At 58.4% G+C, this 17,738-nt stretch carries 16 protein-coding genes; 12 read left to right on the top strand and 4 right to left on the bottom strand.

The features are described from left to right. The first annotated feature begins 3 nt into the window (after window positions 1–3). Genes cyoB through cyoD form a run of 3 tightly spaced genes read left to right on the top strand, consistent with a single transcriptional unit; the run spans window position 4 to window position 2,932 of the window. Window positions 4–1,995, top strand: coding sequence for a cytochrome o ubiquinol oxidase subunit I (gene cyoB, locus GOB85_RS03065; RefSeq protein WP_173576157.1), 1,992 nt, complete (start codon window positions 4–6; stop codon window positions 1,993–1,995). Continuing rightward, entirely contained in the window at window positions 1,995–2,600 is a 606-nt protein-coding gene (gene cyoC, locus GOB85_RS03060; RefSeq protein ID WP_173576156.1) for a cytochrome o ubiquinol oxidase subunit III, read from the top strand. Before cyoB ends, cyoC begins: the two co-directional genes overlap by 1 nt. Then, window positions 2,600–2,932, top strand: a complete 333-nt coding sequence (gene cyoD, locus GOB85_RS03055) for a cytochrome o ubiquinol oxidase subunit IV (RefSeq protein WP_173576155.1) — start codon at window positions 2,600–2,602, stop codon at window positions 2,930–2,932. Before cyoC ends, cyoD begins: the two co-directional genes overlap by 1 nt. A gap of 623 nt (window positions 2,933–3,555) precedes the next feature. Here cyoD and fdxA read toward each other — a convergent pair. Together fdxA and GOB85_RS03045 are read right to left on the bottom strand one after the other, a co-directional pair. Next, window positions 3,556–3,888, bottom strand: a complete 333-nt coding sequence (gene fdxA / locus GOB85_RS03050; RefSeq protein WP_173576154.1) for a ferredoxin FdxA — start codon at window positions 3,886–3,888, stop codon at window positions 3,556–3,558. A gap of 492 nt (window positions 3,889–4,380) precedes the next feature. Beyond that, window positions 4,381–6,960, bottom strand: a complete 2,580-nt coding sequence (locus tag GOB85_RS03045; RefSeq protein ID WP_173576153.1) for a helicase-related protein — start codon at window positions 6,958–6,960, stop codon at window positions 4,381–4,383. A 139-nt stretch (window positions 6,961–7,099) separates the two neighbouring features. On the opposite strand from GOB85_RS03045, the gene GOB85_RS03040 reads away from it, so the two are divergent. The 5 genes from GOB85_RS03040 to GOB85_RS03020 all read left to right on the top strand — a co-directional run bounded on the left by GOB85_RS03040 (window position 7,100) and on the right by GOB85_RS03020 (window position 11,294). Further along, a complete protein-coding gene (locus GOB85_RS03040) occupies window positions 7,100–8,512 on the top strand; it encodes a leucyl aminopeptidase family protein (RefSeq protein WP_173576152.1) in 1,413 nt (470 codons plus the stop codon). Window positions 8,513–8,665: 153 nt separating this feature from the next. Next, entirely contained in the window at window positions 8,666–9,109 is a 444-nt protein-coding gene (locus tag GOB85_RS03035) for a MarR family transcriptional regulator (protein ID WP_173576151.1), read from the top strand. Window positions 9,110–9,315: 206 nt separating this feature from the next. Continuing rightward, window positions 9,316–10,212 carry an NAD(P)-dependent oxidoreductase gene (locus GOB85_RS03030; RefSeq protein ID WP_173576150.1) on the top strand — a complete coding sequence of 299 codons (897 nt, stop codon included), beginning with the start codon at window positions 9,316–9,318 and terminating at the stop codon, window positions 10,210–10,212. Window positions 10,213–10,225: 13 nt separating this feature from the next. Then, window positions 10,226–10,660 (top strand): DUF4186 family protein, encoded by a 435-nt coding sequence (locus tag GOB85_RS03025; protein ID WP_173576149.1) that lies wholly within the window; start codon window positions 10,226–10,228, stop codon window positions 10,658–10,660. 337 nt (window positions 10,661–10,997) lie between these two features. Beyond that, window positions 10,998–11,294: a hypothetical protein gene (locus GOB85_RS03020; protein ID WP_173576148.1), complete on the top strand. Its 297-nt coding sequence runs from the start codon at window positions 10,998–11,000 to the stop codon at window positions 11,292–11,294. Between the two features lie 102 nt (window positions 11,295–11,396). Here GOB85_RS03020 and GOB85_RS03015 read toward each other — a convergent pair whose 3' ends face one another. Next, entirely contained in the window at window positions 11,397–12,569 is a 1,173-nt protein-coding gene (locus GOB85_RS03015) for a PDZ domain-containing protein (RefSeq protein WP_173576147.1), read from the bottom strand. Window positions 12,570–12,832: 263 nt separating this feature from the next. Between GOB85_RS03015 and GOB85_RS03010 the strand changes: the two genes are divergently transcribed. Next, the gene (locus GOB85_RS03010; RefSeq protein ID WP_173576146.1) at window positions 12,833–13,276 is read left to right on the top strand and encodes a hypothetical protein; all 444 of its coding nucleotides are present in this window, start codon (window positions 12,833–12,835) and stop codon (window positions 13,274–13,276) included. Window positions 13,277–13,374: 98 nt separating this feature from the next. On the opposite strand, the gene GOB85_RS03005 is transcribed toward GOB85_RS03010, so the two are convergent. Next, window positions 13,375–14,427: an MraY family glycosyltransferase gene (locus GOB85_RS03005; RefSeq protein WP_173576145.1), complete on the bottom strand. Its 1,053-nt coding sequence runs from the start codon at window positions 14,425–14,427 to the stop codon at window positions 13,375–13,377. Here GOB85_RS03005 and GOB85_RS03000 point away from each other — a divergent pair. From GOB85_RS03000 to GOB85_RS02990, 3 genes are read left to right on the top strand one after another with little or no spacing between them, the layout of a single operon-like run. After that, window positions 14,426–14,572 (top strand): hypothetical protein, encoded by a 147-nt coding sequence (locus GOB85_RS03000; RefSeq protein ID WP_173576144.1) that lies wholly within the window; start codon window positions 14,426–14,428, stop codon window positions 14,570–14,572. The genes GOB85_RS03005 and GOB85_RS03000 overlap by 2 nt on opposite strands. Further along, the gene (locus tag GOB85_RS02995) at window positions 14,572–16,593 is read left to right on the top strand and encodes a polysaccharide biosynthesis protein (protein ID WP_173576143.1); all 2,022 of its coding nucleotides are present in this window, start codon (window positions 14,572–14,574) and stop codon (window positions 16,591–16,593) included. Before GOB85_RS03000 ends, GOB85_RS02995 begins: the two co-directional genes overlap by 1 nt. Continuing rightward, window positions 16,590–17,729: a DegT/DnrJ/EryC1/StrS family aminotransferase gene (locus GOB85_RS02990; protein ID WP_173576142.1), complete on the top strand. Its 1,140-nt coding sequence runs from the start codon at window positions 16,590–16,592 to the stop codon at window positions 17,727–17,729. The genes GOB85_RS02995 and GOB85_RS02990 overlap by 4 nt, the downstream gene beginning before the upstream one ends. Window positions 17,730–17,738: the final 9 nt, after the last annotated feature.

Genomic DNA, 17,738 nt, shown 5'->3' with positions numbered 1-17,738 from the left:
CAAATGCTAGGGAGATTATCATTCGCGGATATTCCGGTGGATGTGCCGATCCTTGTCGGTACATTCCTCGGGGTCGCGATTATTGGTATCACGGTCCTCGGCCTGATCACCTATTACGGTAAATGGGGCTATCTCTGGAAAGAGTGGTTCACGTCTGTCGATCATAAACGTCTGGCGATCATGTATGTCGTCGTCGGGCTGCTCGCACTTGCACGCGGCTTTGCTGACGCGATCATGATGCGTACCCAGCTTGCGCTGGCCTATGCGGGCAATCCCGGTTACCTGCCGCCGCATCACTACGATCAGATCTTCTCCGCCCACGGAACGATCATGATCTTCTTCATGGCTATGGTGATCATGACGGCGCTGTTCAACCTCATTGTGCCGCTTCAGATCGGTGCACGTGACGTTGCCTTCCCGTTCCTGAACAACCTGAGCTTCTGGATGACGACGGTCGCGTTCGCGCTGATCAACCTCTCCCTGTTCGTCGGTGAGTTCTCGCAGTGCGGCTGGCTGGCCTATCCGCCACTGTCTGAAACTCAGTTCAGCCCTGGTGTTGGTGTGGATTACTACATCTGGGCAGTGCAGCTCTCCGGTGTGGGCACCCTGCTGACGGGTGTGAACTTCTTCGTCACGATCGTTAAGATGCGCGCTCCTGGCATGACCTGGATGAAGCTGCCCGTCTTCTGCTGGACAGCTCTTTGCGCCTGCGTTCTCATCATGGTGGCCTTCCCGGTTCTGACCGTTGCAGTGGCGCTTCTTGGTCTTGACCGCTACTTTGGCATGCACTTCTTCACCAATGATGGTGGTGGCAACCAGATGCTCTACCTGGACCTGATCTGGGCCTGGGGTCATCCGGAAGTCTACATCCTCATCATTCCGGCGTTTGGTGTGTTCTCGGAAGTCGTCCCGACATTCTCCGAGAAGCCGCTCTTTGGTTACGCCACGATGGTCTACGCAACCTGCGCGATCATGGTGCTTTCGTTCCTCGTCTGGGTGCACCACTTCTTCACGATGGGTGCGGGTGCTGACGTCAATGCCTTCTTCGGCATCATGACAATGGTCATCTCAATTCCGACGGGTGTTAAGCTCTTCAACTGGATGTTCACGATGTACAAGGGGCGTGTGGAGTTTCACGCTACGATGTACTGGGCAATCGGCTTCATGATCACCTTCTCGATCGGCGGCATGACCGGCGTGATGATGGCGATCCCGGCCGCTGACTTCGTCCTTCATAACAGCCTGTTCCTTATTGCTCACTTCCATAACGTTATCATTGGCGGTGTTTACTTCGGTTATGTGTGTGGCATGAACTTCTGGGCTCCAAAGGCTCTGGGTTTCAAGTTCAATGAAGCATGGGGCAAGCGCGCTTTCTGGTGCTGGTTTGTTGGCTTCTACGTCGCCTTCATGCCGCTTTATGTTCTTGGCTTCGACGGTATGACCCGTCGTATGAACCACTATGACAACCCGGCCTGGTATCCGTGGATGCTGGTTGCCGAAGTCGGCGCTGTCCTGATCTTCTTCGGTATCGCCTGTCAGCTCATTCAGATCTATGTGTCGATCCGTGACCGTAATCTGGCTGAGAATGTGGACGTTACCGGTGATCCGTGGAACGCGCGTTCACTCGAGTGGTCGACTTCGTCGCCTCCGCCGCCATACAACTTCGCGATCATCCCGCACATTCATGAACTCGATGCGTTCATGCATGACAAGGAAAATGGCATCGACACACGTCATGCGGGTGGGCCTTATGAGCCGATCCATATGCCGAAGAACACGGCTGCCGGGTTCTTCATCGGTGCCTTCAGCTTTGTGCTCGGATTTGCCGCGATCTGGTACATCTGGTGGCTCGCCGCGATTGCCCTGGTGGGAGTTTTCGCGACCGTGATCGCACGCAGTGCGAACCACGACGTCGATTACTACATCCCTGCAGAAGAGGTTGCGCGGATCGAGAATGAGCACTCCCGCAAACTTATGGCACAGGCGGCTGAGTAATGGCGCACGACACAACATTCGCTGACGCGCACTCGGAGCACGAACACCACGAGTTACCCACGGTGTTCGGGTTCTGGGTTTACCTGATGACGGACTGCATCATCTTCGGATCGCTGTTCGCCGTCTTTGCAGTCCTCCATAACCAGTTCAATGGTGGACCGACCGGTAAGGAGTTGTTTGAGCTTTCAGGGCTCGCGATGGAAACAGCGCTCCTCCTGATCTCGAGCATCACCTATGGTTTCGGCATGATCGCTGCCCACAAGGGTGAGATCAAATCAGTCATGATGTGGCTGGCCGTGACCTTCCTGCTGGGTCTTGGGTTCGTATTCCTCGAACTCAAGGAATTCGCTCATATGATCGCTGAGGGCGCAGGCCCTGACCGCAGCGCGTTTCTCTCAGCGTTCTTCACGCTGGTGTCCACGCACGGTCTGCATGTCAGCTGCGGTCTGATCTGGATCGTGACGCTGATTGTCCAGCTCGCTGGCACAACCGCGATTTCTGAGCGCATGATGAACAAGCTCACAATGCTGAGCCTGTTCTGGCATTTCCTCGACATCGTGTGGATCTGCGTGTTCACCTATGTCTATCTGGCGAGCATGATCTGATGAGTAATGACCATTCAGCCCATTCTGAGTCAGGACACGGCGGTGCAGGTGCCTATGCTATTGGCTTTGTTCTCGCTGTAATTCTGACGGCTGCGTCCTTCATGATCGTGATGGGACATAGCCTCTCTCCTTCGGGGACGCTTATGGCGATCTCCGTGCTGGCAGCGATCCAGGTGGTTGTTCACCTGATCTTCTTCCTGCACATGAACACGACGGCTGAGGCGAAGTGGAACAATAACGTGTTCTTCTTCACCCTCATGTTTGTTGCGATCTTTATTATAGGTACGATGTTCATCATGACGAACACGGCCGAACATATGATGTCGCGCTGATACGTTTCAGTTAGGCTGTTCAGGCAGCCTTTCCGAACGGAAAAGCCCCGGTCAGGACAATGTCCTTGCCGGGGCTTTTTTTGTGCTGTTCGCTGAACGGAGTAAAATTGCGCAACCTGAGCCGCGTAGGGCTTTGAGTTCCCGTAGCATCTGGACGCTGTAATACCGGAGGGTGATCTGTGTGTAACCCGGCGAGGCTCTGGCCTACCCCCGGAAAGGCTCGCTGTTTTTATCAGGAACAAACGGGGGTGCAGGGGCCTGTTGGTCCCTGTCGGACGGGATTCGGGCCGAGCCCGGGATGCCGTCATCCACAGGTCAGCCTTCACAGTCACTGGTATAAGACCCTGTCAAAGAGCCCCGGACTTTGCTCTTTGAATTTCTGCTGAAAAACAAAACGACCTGCAAAGACCTGTTACCGTTGCCGGATTTCAGGACGCTACTTCGTAAGCACTGGTTTACACGCTTTGACGTGGGACAAAGCGTGCTCTGTTCCACGTCAAAAGCACGTCTTTGGAAACCTGTTTATTTTAATGAACAGGGGTGACGGAGTCTGTGATCGTTTCCGGGTGCCAGTGCTCTGAATGCTCTTAGTGCAGAACGAAGAGAATCCGGACGTTGCCGGATTAGTCTTTGTGGGGCTCACTGGAAAGAAGCTCTTTCTTGCCGGGCTTATCTTTCCACTCTTCGGCATCGGCCGGCTGTGTGCCCTTGCGGGTAATATTGGGCCAGGATGTCGAATACTTCGCGTTGATTTCTGCCCAGGCGGCGGCGCGATCGTCACTGTCCGGGAAGATGGCCTCGGCAGGGCATTCCGGCTCACAGACGCCGCAGTCGATGCACTCGTCAGGGTTAATGACGAGGAAATTCTCGCCAGCGTAGAAGCAGTCCACCGGGCAGACTTCCACGCAATCCATGAACTTGCAGCGAATGCAGTTTTCAGTGACCACGTAGGTCATCGGCATCTCCGATCATCAGAAGTTCGACTGGGAGTCGAAATTGAAATTGCGCGGATCGGCTGACCCTTTGCGCATTACCAGGCGCGCAGATATGCGTGCGTTTTCGGGATGAAGCAAGTCATCACGTCGAAGTTCTGATGGACACGTCTGTCGTAGTCTGCCGCTGTATTCAGGTTGGCGCCAAAAGTCAGCGGAGTGCAAGCAGGAGCTATCCGGATTGCCTGTTCTTCATGTGTCAGACTGATCGGCTGGTCGTCGATGATCCTGGAGAAGTGGGAGGTGCGATTTTGAAATAAGGTTTTGCTGAGAGCAGAGAAGCGAGCTTCCTTGGAACCCGGCAAGAAGAACCAGCACGCCCTGCGTTCCGATTGGTTGATGGTACAACAGCTTTTCCGGAGAGCTGTGTCGGGGGGTATGCATAATGGTCTTGCACGCCCTGAAGCGTCAGGGCGCTTTAGCGTGAGCAGGCCAGGAGGCCGGGAACACAAAGCCTCACTGGGGCTGATTGATCGGGATGAGCGTTGCGAGAGCAGCAAATGGACTGTCCGGGCAGTACTCTCTGACAGAGATGGTGGCATCCTTGCGGCGCGGCTTTCGGGACCGGATGCGTGTGAGCATCCAGGCAGGTGATGGCCCGTAAACTTCGGAGGGCAATGGCGGAGGTATCGTGACTCGGAAGCCGAGAGCCTTCAGGACTGCGGGAATATCCTTTGTCCGAACTCCGAGCCAGGGGGCGAAGTCGGCGCGCAAAGCTGTGTCAGTGTGTCGTGCCCGAATGGTGAGCTCGGTGGACAACCGGTCTGCCATATCGATCCTTAACAGAACCGGTCCACAGGGTATCCAGCCGAGGTGAAAGAGTAGCGGGGAGGGAAACGACCCGGCGGGAACGGAGACCGCGCCGGGGTGAGGAAGAACAGGAGGCGGGATATCCTGCGCGACGGCAAGCAGCAGCAGCCGCATTTTTGCCGGTCCGGGTTTGAGCAGAGAGGGAAGGTAAAGTTGCCCGAGCGCGATCCGCACGCCGAGACGGGCCAGCAGCCTGCCAGGAGACATGGTTCCCTGAGGAGTCTGTCCGGCGCCTTCCATGAGTTGATGGATCAGACCGCGGGCACTGCAATCGGCGACAGCTCCGGCTTCGGCGCGGAATAAAGGAGCGAGTTCACGTTTGACAAGGTGCTGGAAAGCGGAACTCAGGCGGGCTTTCACGCGCTCCCGCTGCCTGGTATCGAGCAGGTCGTCACCACGGATCTCAATCGCCGGATGCAGAATGTCGCGACCCGGTCGGAGTCGGGCGATGATGGCATCTTTCCAGCTTATGTCGCCAGTTCCTGTATCAAAGCGGAATGCGGTGTCGGGAGCATCACAACAGGCGCTGACGCGAAAGGGGATTTCTGTGCGCATGGCTCGCCGGGCGGCGCGGGCCAGCGTGGTGCGATCGGACTGGGGAAGGGTCGGATCCATATGGAGTGTGAACCCCTGCATCCGGCCGATGGAATGGCCCTCGACGATGACGTCGCCGTTATGCTGAACGGCGGAAAGCAGAGGAGCACTGTCTTCGTTTTCCAGCAGGCGGATGAGATGGGCGGAACGGCGATCGACGAAACGGGCCGTCAGCCGTTCATGCAGCGCATCGGAGACCTTGTCTTCCACGGCGCGTGTGCGCTCCTGCCAAAGCGGTGCATTGGTGACCCAGTTGTCGCGATTGGCGATATAGGACCAGATGCGGATACCAGCGAGACGCTGCATCAGTGTGTCGACATCGCCATCGGCACGGTCGAAGTGGCGGAGCTGCTCTTCAAGCCATGTTGCCGGCAGGCGACGCTGTTCGACCAGAAGAGTGAAAACGCGGGCGCAGAGCTGGGCATGGCTGCGTTCACCGATTTTGCGGAAATCCGGGATCTGGCAGACATCCCAGAGTTGCCGGGTACGGGTGCGGCCCACCGCGAAGGTTCTGACCTGTGGCTCCTCGACCAGCGCTGCCAGGGTCAGCGCGTCGCTTGTGGGCTCGCTGGCCCGAAGACCACGCAGGGGCGGAGGAAGAGACAGGCTCGCGAGGAGGGCACGGGGAGAGGTGAAATCGAGTGCATCATTGCGCCAGATGAGGCATTCCAGCGGGTCGAACTGATGTGTTTCGACGGCTTCGATGATGGCTTCCGGGATTGGCGGGCAGCGGCCGGTCGTTCCAAAGGTGCCGTCGCGGGTGCCACGGCCGGCGCGGCCTGCGATCTGGGCGACCTCCGCTGCTGTGAGAGATCGACGTCGCATGCCATCGAATTTCGAGAGGCCAGCGAAGGCGACATGAGCAATGTCCATGTTCAGACCCATGCCGATCGCATCGGTGGCGACGAGGTAATCGACTTCGCGATCCTGATAAAGCGCGACCTGAGCATTGCGCGTACGAGGGGACATCTGGCCCATCACGACGGCACAGCCACCCCGGCGGGTGCGGATCAGTTCGGCGATCGCATAAAGTTCGGCAGCGGAGAACGCGACAATGGCTGAACGGGGAGGAAGTTTTTCCAGACGGATGGCGCCGGTAGCAGTCAGGGCTGAAAGACGTGGCCGGGTGTCGATAGTGATGCCCGGGAGAAGCCTTCGGAGCAAAGGGGCAATGGTTTCGGCGCCGAGGAACAGTGTTTCTTCCCGGCCGCGGGCATGGAGGAGGCGGGAGGTAAAAATGTGGCCACGTTCCGGGTCAGCGCAAAGCTGGATCTCGTCAACGGCGAGGAAGGCGACGTTGCGATCGACCGGCATGGCTTCGACGGTGCAGGAAAACCATTTTGCATCCGGGGGAATGATCTTTTCCTCGCCGGTGATGAGGCCGACGCGCCCGGCTCCTTTCTGCGCCACCATGCGTTCGTAATTTTCGCGGGCGAGAAGCCGGAGCGGAAAGCCGATAATGCCGGACGGATGAGCCAGCATCCGTTCGATGGCGTAATGCGTTTTTCCGGTATTCGTCGGCCCCAGCACCGCGTGGAGGTGAGCATCCGCATCCCGGCTGTTCGGGGCGTAGGCACTTCCGGCATCCGCGATAACACGGGGTGCGGTCGTGCGGGCGTGGGACCCTGTCATGAATACATCGTCCGCTGGCCTCACGGGAAATGCAAGTCAGGTTCTGACGTCTCATGGTTGGGGAGACGTTGCCTTGCGAACTGTTCCGGCGCAGCCTTGCATCTGACAGGATGAATGACGTGCAGCGGAGAGAAGGACGATGGCCGTGAAAGGACTGAAATGCATTGCGATCGGGCGGAAAAAAGGCACAGTCAGTGTGATTCATGGCGTTCGGACCTGTGATCAGAAAACGCTTGTGCCTCTGGTCGGCAGCGCGGGCGCACAGTTCGCGGTGAAGACGGGCTTTGCGGCAAGACCGGGTGAACTGGTGGTCGTGCCGGCTGCTGATGGTGGAATCGCGGCGTTGCTCGGGTTGCCGGAAGCGGGGCAGGGGGAGCCGTTTATATTCGGTTCTCTTCCGCGTGCTCTTCCGCAGGGTGTATGGCGATTTGCGTTGCCGCCGGACGTGGACGTCGGGCAGGCTACGCTCGGTTTCGCTCTCGGAGCGTATCGTTTTACGCTCGGGAAAGAGGGGGCTGCTCCGGCGACACTGTATGATCCGGCACCCGATCCACTTGCCGTGGAGACCGCGCGTTCGATCTGGCTTGGGCGCGATCTGATCAACCTGCCTGCGAATCTGCTCGGCCCGTCGGAACTGGCGGACCAGGCGGTGACGACATTGGAGCCGTTTGGCGCGAAAGTGAAGGTGATCAGAGGCGCGGCTCTTGAGAAGGCGTATCCGCTTCTGGCGCATGTCGGCAACGGATCGGACCGAAAACCACGTGTTGTGCTGGCCAGCTGGATGGGGTCGAAAGCGGCAAAAAATGCACCCCTGCTCTCCCTGGTGGGCAAGGGCGTTTGTTTCGACTCTGGTGGTTACGATCTCAAACCGGCTTCCGGCATGTTGCGAATGAAGAAGGATATGGGCGGCGCTGCGACAGTACTGGCGCTCGCCCGTCTTATCATGGCGCAGGATCTGCCGATCCGGTTTGAGATGCGGCTGGGTTGCGTGGAGAACTCCGTATCGGGGGGCGCGATGCGTCCGCTGGACGTCGTTACGGCGCGGAATGGTCTGACCGTGGAGATCGGGAATACGGACGCGGAAGGACGGCTGGTGATGGCGGACCTTCTGACGGAGGCGAGTGAAGCGAAGCCGTCTCTGTTGCTTGATGTTGCAACGCTGACGGGGGCAGCCCGTGTGGCGCTCGGGCCGGATCTTCCCGGGCTGATGTGCAACGATGACGATGTCGCGGCGGCGCTGATCGAAGCGGGACGTGCAGTTTCGGATCCGTTCTGGCGTCTGCCGCTCTGGGATGGATACCGTGACTGGATGCGAAGTTCTGTCGCGGATATTAACAATATCTCATCTAAGCCATTTGCCGGAGCAATAACGGCTGCTTTATTTCTTGACCGTTTTGTCGGATCAGGCGTGCGCTGGGTTCATATCGACAGCTATGCCTGGAACGATCAGACGCGTCCCGGCAGGCCGGAAGGCGGCGAAATCCTTGGGTTGCGGGGAATTTTTGCATTCCTGCCCCAGGCTCTTGATCTGACTGATTTATTAAATTCGTGAGAATAACGATACCGGAAAGCAACTATTCATTTGCTGCGGGTTTAAATCGCTCAGAGACAGGCTATATGAGCTTTCAACAGGAAACGCCGGTTTTTTGACCGGCAGTACATGGGACTTTCGTTTCCGTGTTCGGGAAAAAAGGATACCGGACTTATGGCACAGGCCAGAACAACATCAATCAGGACGGCGGCGACGAAGGCTGCTTCCACCAAAACACAGACAAATACCACTGCGGACGAACTTGTTTCGGTCCTGCGCGACACCATCGTTTCGCTCGTCCGTCGTGATGGCCCCGATCTTTCTTCCCGTCAGCTGGCGGTGTTCCTCACCTGCTATCTGCAGGAAGAAGGGCACACTGTTCGTGGTCTCGCCGCTGAACTGAATGTGTCCAAGCCTGCGATCACGCGTGCGCTGGATCGTCTTGGTGAACTGGATCTGGCGCGTCGTAAGGTTGATCCGCTGGACCGTCGCTCGGTGCTGGTGCAGCGCACGCTGAAAGGTGCTGCATATCTCCGTGAGATTCGTTCGATCATGGGCGAAGCCGGTGCTCCGAAGAAGGCTGAGAAAGAGGTTCGCGCAAGTCGTCGCGCTGCCTGAATCTGATTTTCAGACAGGTTCGAGGAGAGGGTCGCATCGTTCCGATGCGGCCCTTTTCTTTTTTTTGGTGATCTGCGCGTCCCAATAGTGAAGGATGCGTTATGCAACCTTCCACACAATATGCGTGTTGCAAAGTCATGCTCCGGATCGTGGCGCTGTTGAGGCGGCCTGTTTCGGAATAGCCACCACACCGGAAGGACTCTGCAATGAAAATCGGCTTTGTCGGCCTGGGCGCGATGGGGCACCCCATGGCCAGACGTCTTCTTGAAGCGGGTTACGACGTGACGGTCTGGAACCGGACTGCGGGCAAGGCGGACGATCTTGTCGCAAAGGGAGCACATCGTGCGGCAAGCCCTGCGGATGTCGCGGTGGATGCTGATGTTGTGTTTTCGATCCTCTTCGATGATGCCAGCACTGAGCGTGCAACATTCGGATCGGATGGTCTGGCCTCAACACTGAAAGCCGGCGCAGCGCATGTTTGCTGCAGCACGCTGTCTCTCGATCAGGCGCGTCGTCTGCGCGACGGACATGCCAGACATGGACAGGTTTATGTTTCGGCAAATGTTCTTGGCCGGCCTCCGGCAGCTGAGGCAGGCGAACTGTTTGTCATGGTTGCCGGACCGGCTGACAGTTGTGAAAAAATCACGCCTTTGCTGGAGGCCTTCGGGAAGAAGGTCTTTGTGGTCGGAGATGATCCGGTGCAGGCGAATCTGCTCAAGCTATCTCTGAATTTCATGATCATGTCGACGATTGAGCAGATGGCGGAGGTTTTTGCGATCAACGAGAAATCAGGCACTGATCCGCATACTGTTTTCGATATCATGACGGGCAGTTTCTTTGATGCGCCCGTTCATCGGAATTATGGAAAGCTGATGGTGGATCATGCGTATGACAAACCGGGAGCACCATCGGTCACGCTTGGTCTGAAGGATACGGAGATGTTTCTTGCCGCGGGGCATGATTATCGGGTGCCGCTGCCTTATGCGTCGATTGCAAGAGATCGTTTTCTTGCTGCAATCTCGGCAGGAGATGCGAGTCGGGATTTCGTCGTGCTGATGGAACGGGTGCGCCAGGACGCGGGGTTGCGGTCTCCGCGAGACTGAGGGGTGTGTTCCGGTGAGTGAAGGTCCGATACGTGATGTGTCTGCCGGGGTAGATGAGATTCCTGATTCTCTATGGGACAGACTGGCTCATTCATCGTTCCGGGCGAAATTTCATCTTGATGTGAAAGATCGCACCTATCTGGAAACACGTGGTTTCAGGACGGTAACGGAGCATGCCGCCGATTTCGTCGCGACACGGCTGGCGCCGGCGAAACCCGTGCGGGATGGCCGTCAGACACCCTGGTGTGGGCATCCGGTTTTTGTGGCGCAACATGCAACAGGGACATGCTGCCGATCCTGCCTTTATAAATGGCATGGCTTTCCGAAAGGCGTGCCGCTTGACGGAGAGCAGCAGGCTTATGTGGTGACGGTGATCTGCTCCTGGCTGAAGCGGGAGGATAAGGCTGGCGCAGCCGCAGCAGAGGTGCAGGGGATGCTGCCACTTTAGCCTCCGGAACCAGCGAAGACTGTGGCGGGAGATAGCTACGTGAAGCACATCATAAAATCAGAAATATTCTGACTGATCATGAGGCGGTGGATGCATAAATACAGCGACTGAAACTAAAGCAGATATAGTTGCGTTTATTTTTTATAAAAATTTATAATTTATAATAATTACATTTTAAATCTATGTTATGGAAATCAATTACGCATTGCAATCATTAGATTAAGAGATGTTGCGTAACATTAAATTACAGCATGGCATCCATGCTTTGATCCGTGATTGTCGTCAGAGGTGGCAGAAGTATAACATTTTTATAGATTCGTTTCTGGAGTTTATAATTATGAAAAAAGTTTTTCTTTTTCTCGCCGCTCTGTCTGTTTCTGCTCCTGTTATTGCGCATGCGGATGACTCGTCATCTTCTTCTTCCGGACATCATCATCGTCATGGTGAGCATGGCCAGAACGACAGCGACCGCAGCAACGGCGGCTCTGAGCAGGGTAGCGACCGGCGCGGTGAACGCGGTCAGAATGGCGAGAGCGGCCAGGGCGACCGTAGCGAACGGGGTGGTCACCATCGCCATTCTGACCAGAACACCGAAAATGGTCAGAACGGAAACGGTCAGAATTCAGGCAACTGATCAGATCGTAGTTTTGATGCATGAAAACCCGTTCCGGCGATTTCGCCGGAGCGGGTTTTCTTATTTTCAGTAAGAAAAAACATCCGGTTTCACTGCCGGTTTTCAGAGATAAGACTGAAGCTGAAGCGGGATATCTCTGCGTTTGCCATCGCTTTCGATCGTCAGTGGGACGATTGTTCCGGGATCGCCGCGGAGCAGGGGCAGGAGCGCTGCGAAGGTCGTATTCAGAATGCGGTCCCCCGGCCGGATGCCGGCCTGTGCGGCAGGACTCCCGGTTCCGACCTGTAAGACGGTCAGCGTCTCGTCGTGATTGTCGATCCACAGACCTGACATCGGGTACCGGGCTGGCGGCGGTGGCAAAGTATTGCGTCTGACCCACAGGATGCCTTCGCGCGGATCTGCTGACAGAGTGAAGCAGCGGAGAGTCGGCAGGCCGATCAGGCCGTTTTCGTTTTCTGTTGTGCCGGAATAATTTCTTTTTGCAGGCGGCAACAGAAATGTCAGAGGTCGGGAGAATGTCGTGTCGCCGAAGATAAGGCTGTCCGCGCGGACAAGCCGCCCGCCATTCTGTACAGGAACCCAGGGGCGGTCATCTGACCACAGGCCGAATCTGACTGCCTGGTTGTGATTGAGTCGCACGACTGACGGCGATCCGGTGTCCAGCAGGAAGCGGAGAGGCTGCCCATTGAGCGTTGCATCCGCGTAAAGGTACGACGACCACCCTTCCGGGCCTGCCTGCATGATTTCAGAGTGCAGCTTTGTGAACCGGTTGCCGCGATCTGGTCCCCCGTGTCGCCATATGCGCCACTCGCGCGCTTCAAAGTCGAGTTCGCTGCTAAGTGTGGTGAGAAAGCCGGCGGCAAGCGACCCGGCGATGCCATCTCCGAAGCCGAAATTTTTCATGCCTCCGAACAAAACATGGGGCTGCCTCACAATGCCGCCATACCGCACGTCATCTGCGTCATAAACCGGATGTGCGCCGTCATGTCCGCCGGCGGAGAAGCGAGCTTGTCGTGTTTCCCGAAGATTGAGTTTCTGCGCCAGTTCATTACGGATGAGGCTGATGCCCCCGCCTGTATCCAGTGCGAAAAGCTGTGGGTCAGAGTTGTTGATCACCACGAAGAGGGCAACACGGGATCCGGTCAGCGTGATGGGAGCCACGAGGGGCGTTTCGGCGGCAATCGCAGTTCCGGCGTGGCTGGTGAGAAGAGTCGAACCTGTCAGAATCAGACAGTGCCGCCGGGAAAGAAGGGGAGTGTGTGTGGGGCTGTTCAACACTGCGCTCCGTTACAGAAAGCTGCGGGATATCGGGATATCCCATTTTTGATTGAGATTGCTGAGCGAACGTAACAGTCGGAGATGGCTTTTCGCATGTAAAATATCGCCGGTCAGGCTGCTGTGCGCGAGCCACGCAGAGCAGGTCTCTGGCAATGCATGGGAACTGTAACACAGGCATGACGTTCAAATGCCAGATGACGCTGGGGCAGAGTCGCCTGTCAGCCGTTTTTCTACGTTTGTGGAAGACAAGGAATAGTACTATGCGTTTTGCACCGATTGCAGCAGTTGCGGCACTTTCAATGGCGACGTTCGCGGCGCCTGTCATGGCTGCGGAAGCGACGATGGGCACGCCGTCGGGTTCGATCGTGCTGACAGCAAAATCCGCTGATCTCGGCGTTGGCTATACCTGGGGTGACGCCACGCTGACATTTAACCATAAGGCCTACCATTTCTCGGTAAGTGGCGCGCAGATCGCTGCTGTCGGGTTCTCGGAAGTGACGAGTAAAGGGACGGTCTATAATCTGCATAAGGCGTCTGATTTCGCTGGTACTTTTGCCTCAGCGTCCGGTGAGGCGACGCTGGGTAACGGTCTTGGCGGGGCAGTGCTGGAGAATAAGAACGGGGTGCGGATCAAAATCGAGAGCACCGCGAAGGGCGCGCGTCTCGCCGCCAGTGGGCAGGGCCTGACCTTTACCGCGAAATAAGGTTATCGGGAATGTTACGGTAATCTGGCAGATAATGTGATGTTTTCAGCGGGCCGGAAGCAGCAATGCTTCCGGCCCGTTTGTCTGTAGTGGTATGTCTACCAGCGTCCGATCGGGTGTCGCCGCACCCGCCGGAGCACGAACGCGGTCCATACCAGTTGCGGCAGCGCTACCAGCGCCAGGGTGACTGTAACAGACGAGGCTTCGCGCTGCCCCGGGAGTGCGGTCAGTGCGAAAATGCCGCCACCCCAGAGGACGAAGCTCCAGTGAACCAATGAGACGGCAGGCATTGGCACGCCGGCGCGGTAAGCAACCTGGTAGAGATGCCCACGATGTGCCTGAAGGATTGCCTCGCCGGCGAGTGCGCGGCGGATCAGTGTGACCGTGACATCATAGAGCAGACCAGCAATCAGGCACGGAACCAGCAGGGCGGCATGCAGATCGGGGAGGAATGCGACCGGGCCCTGTGTTGCGAGCGAAAGCGCTGCCGCGCCGATGAGCAGCCCGCAGCTCTGGCTGCCGACATCGCCGAGAAAGATTTGGGCGCGGGGGAAGTTATAGGGCAGGAAAGCCAGCAGTCCGAACGCGATCAGGGCGGATGAGAGGCGGAGTGCCTCGCTGTCAGCGGGCCAGAAGGGCAGGGCAAGGCAGAGAAAAGACAGGCAGAGCACGCCGGAAACGAGACCGTTCAACCCGTCCATGAAGTTGACCGCGTTGGTCACGAACACCAGCCAGAAGACCGCCCCGGCCAGGGTGGCGCACAGACCGGGAATGCCGGTGAAGCCGTCGATGGGAAGAGTGGTCAGAGCTATGGTCAGGGCCGCCAGACTCTGCGCGGCGAGTTTGATCAGCGGCGGCCACTGATAGACATCGTCCAGCCAGGACACGACCGCCAGCAATGTGACCGCTCCCCACAGGGCGCCAGCTTCCATGGTCAGCGGCGGCAGGCCGCACACCGCGCGCAGAGGAACGAGAAACAGCAGGAATGCGCCGATAACCCCGACGCCGCCGCCTTTTGGTGTCGGTCTGGTATGCGCGCTGCGGTGGCCCGGCGTGTCGAGCACGGCAATGGCGATCATCCGCCGGATCAGCAGCGCGGATGTGCCGTAGGCGGCGATGAGCAGGAGCAGTGGGAGATAGACGTGAAACATGGCGGGCAGATCGGCCGGAGCAGTCGGGCGTCCGGCTGGTGGCCGGACATCCGGGGGATGGAGCGCGACTCATCCCGGTCGGGATGAAGAAACCGGTGATGGCTTCTTCTGGCCGGCGCTTAGCTGGGCTATAGGACCAGTGTGATGGTCCCGCAACGCCCGGAGGTCGCGCCGAGAAGCACCCGGCTGCGGCCCATGAATCGGATTCTGGTCAACGTGCTGCTTGATGGCAGTGTCGCGGCCATTGCCGCGCCGCTGGCGCGCTGGCTGGCTGCGCCACGCGACGGGCTGCTTCACCCGTTGTGGTTTCTTGCCGGAGGAGCGATCACGCTGATCGTCAGCGGCGTGCCGTTCCGCATGCCGCAACAATACTGGCGTTTCTCGGGAATCTCGGATCTGCTCGGGATCGCTGGCGCCTCTGCCGCGAGCGCGGCGCTGTTTACTCTGGGGCTGCTGGCGACCGGTTATCCGCTGCCGAGTCCTACCTTCCCGGTCATTTACGCAGTAACGCTTGTCGTTCTGCTGGGTGGATTGCGAACGGCTTACCGCCTCACGAACGGTCTGAACCGTCGAGGTGTCGTGCAGCGTAAGGTTGTTCTGGTCGGGGCCGATCAGGTGGCGGATATTTTTCTGCGGGCCATTGATCGTAACCCGGCCTCCGGTGTGCGGGTGACGGGGCTGATCGGGCAGGGAACGCATCAGGCCGGGCGCCGCATCCATAATGTCCCGATCCTTGGTCATGTCACCGATATCGCAGCCCTGCTGGATGGCATGGCACGGCGGAACGCGTTGCCGGAAAATCTGGTCATTACCGATCCGAATTTTCGGGGTGAGGGACTGGGGCGAGTGCTGTCGGCTGCCGAAACGCACGGCATTCAGGTCATGCGGGCACCGGTGCTGACAACACTGACCCCGGCTGAACGTGTCGAGCTTCGTCCTGTGGCGATCGAGGATCTTCTTAACCGGCCACAGGTGCCGCTGGATCGTGCCGGCATGGAGCGTCTGATCCGTGATCAGGTCGTTCTGGTGACAGGAGCGGGCGGGACGATCGGCTCGGAACTGGTGCGGCAGATCGCGGGTTTCAGACCAGAGCATCTGATTCTGCTGGATCATGGCGAGTTCGCGCTGTGGCAGATCGATGTCGAACTGGGTGAAATGGCGCCGGATGTACCGCGCAGTGTGGTGGTTGCTGATATTCGGGATATCGAGCGAATCGACGGGGTATTCGCGCTGTATCGGCCTGCGCTTGTGTTCCATGCGGCAGCGCTCAAGCATGTGCCGATTGTCGAGCAGAATCCCTGTGAGGGACTTCTGACCAATATCGTCGGCACGCGCGTGGTGGCGGATGCGGCAAAGCGTCATGCCGCACGGGCGATGGTGGTGATTTCCACAGATAAGGCTGTCAATCCGTCCAGTCTGATGGGAGCCAGCAAGCGGGCCGCGGAAATGTACTGCCAGGCGCTGGACATCGCGGCCCGGTCTTCCGGTCGCGCGGATGAGATGCGTTGCGTGACGGTGCGGTTCGGTAATGTGCTCGGATCGACGGGTTCGGTCGTGCCTCTGTTCCGGCGTCAGCTTGAGCGGGGCGGTCCGCTGACGGTGACGCATCCTGAGATGCGGCGCTATTTCATGACCGTTCCCGAGGCCGTGGGGCTGGTGCTTCAGGCAAGCGTGCGGGGCGCGGATGCGGCGGGCTTCGTGCGGGACAGGGTGTCTGGCGTGGAACCGGAGCGGTCCGCCGGAACGGATGCGCTTTTGCGGGACGGAGGTATCTTCGTGCTCGACATGGGCGAGCCGGTGAAAATCGTCGATCTGGCCCGCCAGATGATCCGTCTTGCGGGGCTGAGGCCCGATGAAGATGTCGCGATCCGGTTTACGGGGCTGCGTCCGGGTGAGAAACTGTTTGAGGAGTTGTTCCACGGACGCGAGGCGCCGGTGCCGACGGATGCGCCAGGCCTGCTGATCGCGACGCCTCGTGTGGTGGATCAGGCTGAAGTGGGTGGCGTGGTGGACCGGATCGCCGTTCTGGCGCATGCCGGGAATGCGGCGGGAGCCATTGCGGCGCTTAAGGCGCTTGTGCCCGAATTCGATCATAATGCGACCGGGGAAGTGCGGAGCCCTTCCGTGACAGACGCGGCGCAGGACAGGGAGAAACTTGTTTCATGAACACGACGTCCGGCGCCCCCCCGATTGCTTTCCTTGATCTTCCCGCACAGCAGAAGCGGATTGGCGCGAAGCTGAAGCAGCGGGTCGATACGGTGATGGAGCACTGCCGCTTCGTGCTCGGCCCGGAAGTGACGGAACTGGAAGAGAAACTCGCGACGTATGGCGGAGCCGGTCATTGCGTGGGCGTGTCATCCGGCACGGATGCAATCCAGATTGTCATGATGGCCGAAAATATCGGGCCGGGCGACGCGGTGTTCCTGCCGTCTTTCACGTATACCGCCACGGCGGAGGTGCCGCTGCTGCTGGGTGCGACGCCGGTTTTCGTCGATGTCGATCCGGAGACGTATCAGATTGATCCGGTGAATCTGCGGGAGCGGATCGAAAAAGTCCGCAAGGAAGGAAAACTGAAGCCGCGTGCCATTGTTGGTGTGGATCTTTTTGGTCTGCCCGCGCCATGGGAAGTGCTGCGCCAGATCGCGGCGGAGTATGAACTGTTCCTGATGGATGACTGCGCTCAGGCCTTTGGCGGATCGTATCAGGGGCATAAGCTCGGCCATGAGGCTGTGGCGACAACACTCTCATTCTTTCCGTCCAAGCCGCTGGGTGGTTATGGCGACGGCGGGGCGATCCTCACCGACGATGCCGACCGGGCTGAGCTTTATCGCTCTCTGCGCTCACATGGTGAAGGAAAGACACGCTATGAGGTGCTGCGGACGGGCATGAACGGGCGTCTCGACACGCTTCAGGCGGCTGTGCTGCTGGCGAAGCTGGAGGGTTTTGAAAAAGAACTTATTCGCCGCGATGAGATTGCTCAGGCGTACACCGCCGGACTGGAGGATATCGTCATCCCGCCCGCTGATGTGGAAGACTGCCAGAGTGCCTGGGCGATTTATTCGATCCTTCTGAAGGATTCGGACGAACGTACGACAACGCAGGGGCGGCTGAAGGCGGCGGGCGTTCCATCCGCGATTTACTATCCGTTGCCGCTGCACAAACAGCCGGCTTATCGCAGCCACCACGATGGCGTGGCGCTGCCGGTTTCGGAATCACTGGCTGAGCGTATTCTGGCGCTGCCTATCCACCCCGAACTGACTGACGCGGAGGTCGCCCGCGTGATCGCCGCTGTCCGAGGCTGAAGGACCTGA

It is taken from the genome of Acetobacter fallax, from assembly GCF_011516735.1.
In the GTDB taxonomy this organism is placed as follows: domain Bacteria; phylum Pseudomonadota; class Alphaproteobacteria; order Acetobacterales; family Acetobacteraceae; genus Acetobacter; species Acetobacter fallax.
This window is presented reverse-complemented; position numbering and strand designations above follow the sequence as displayed.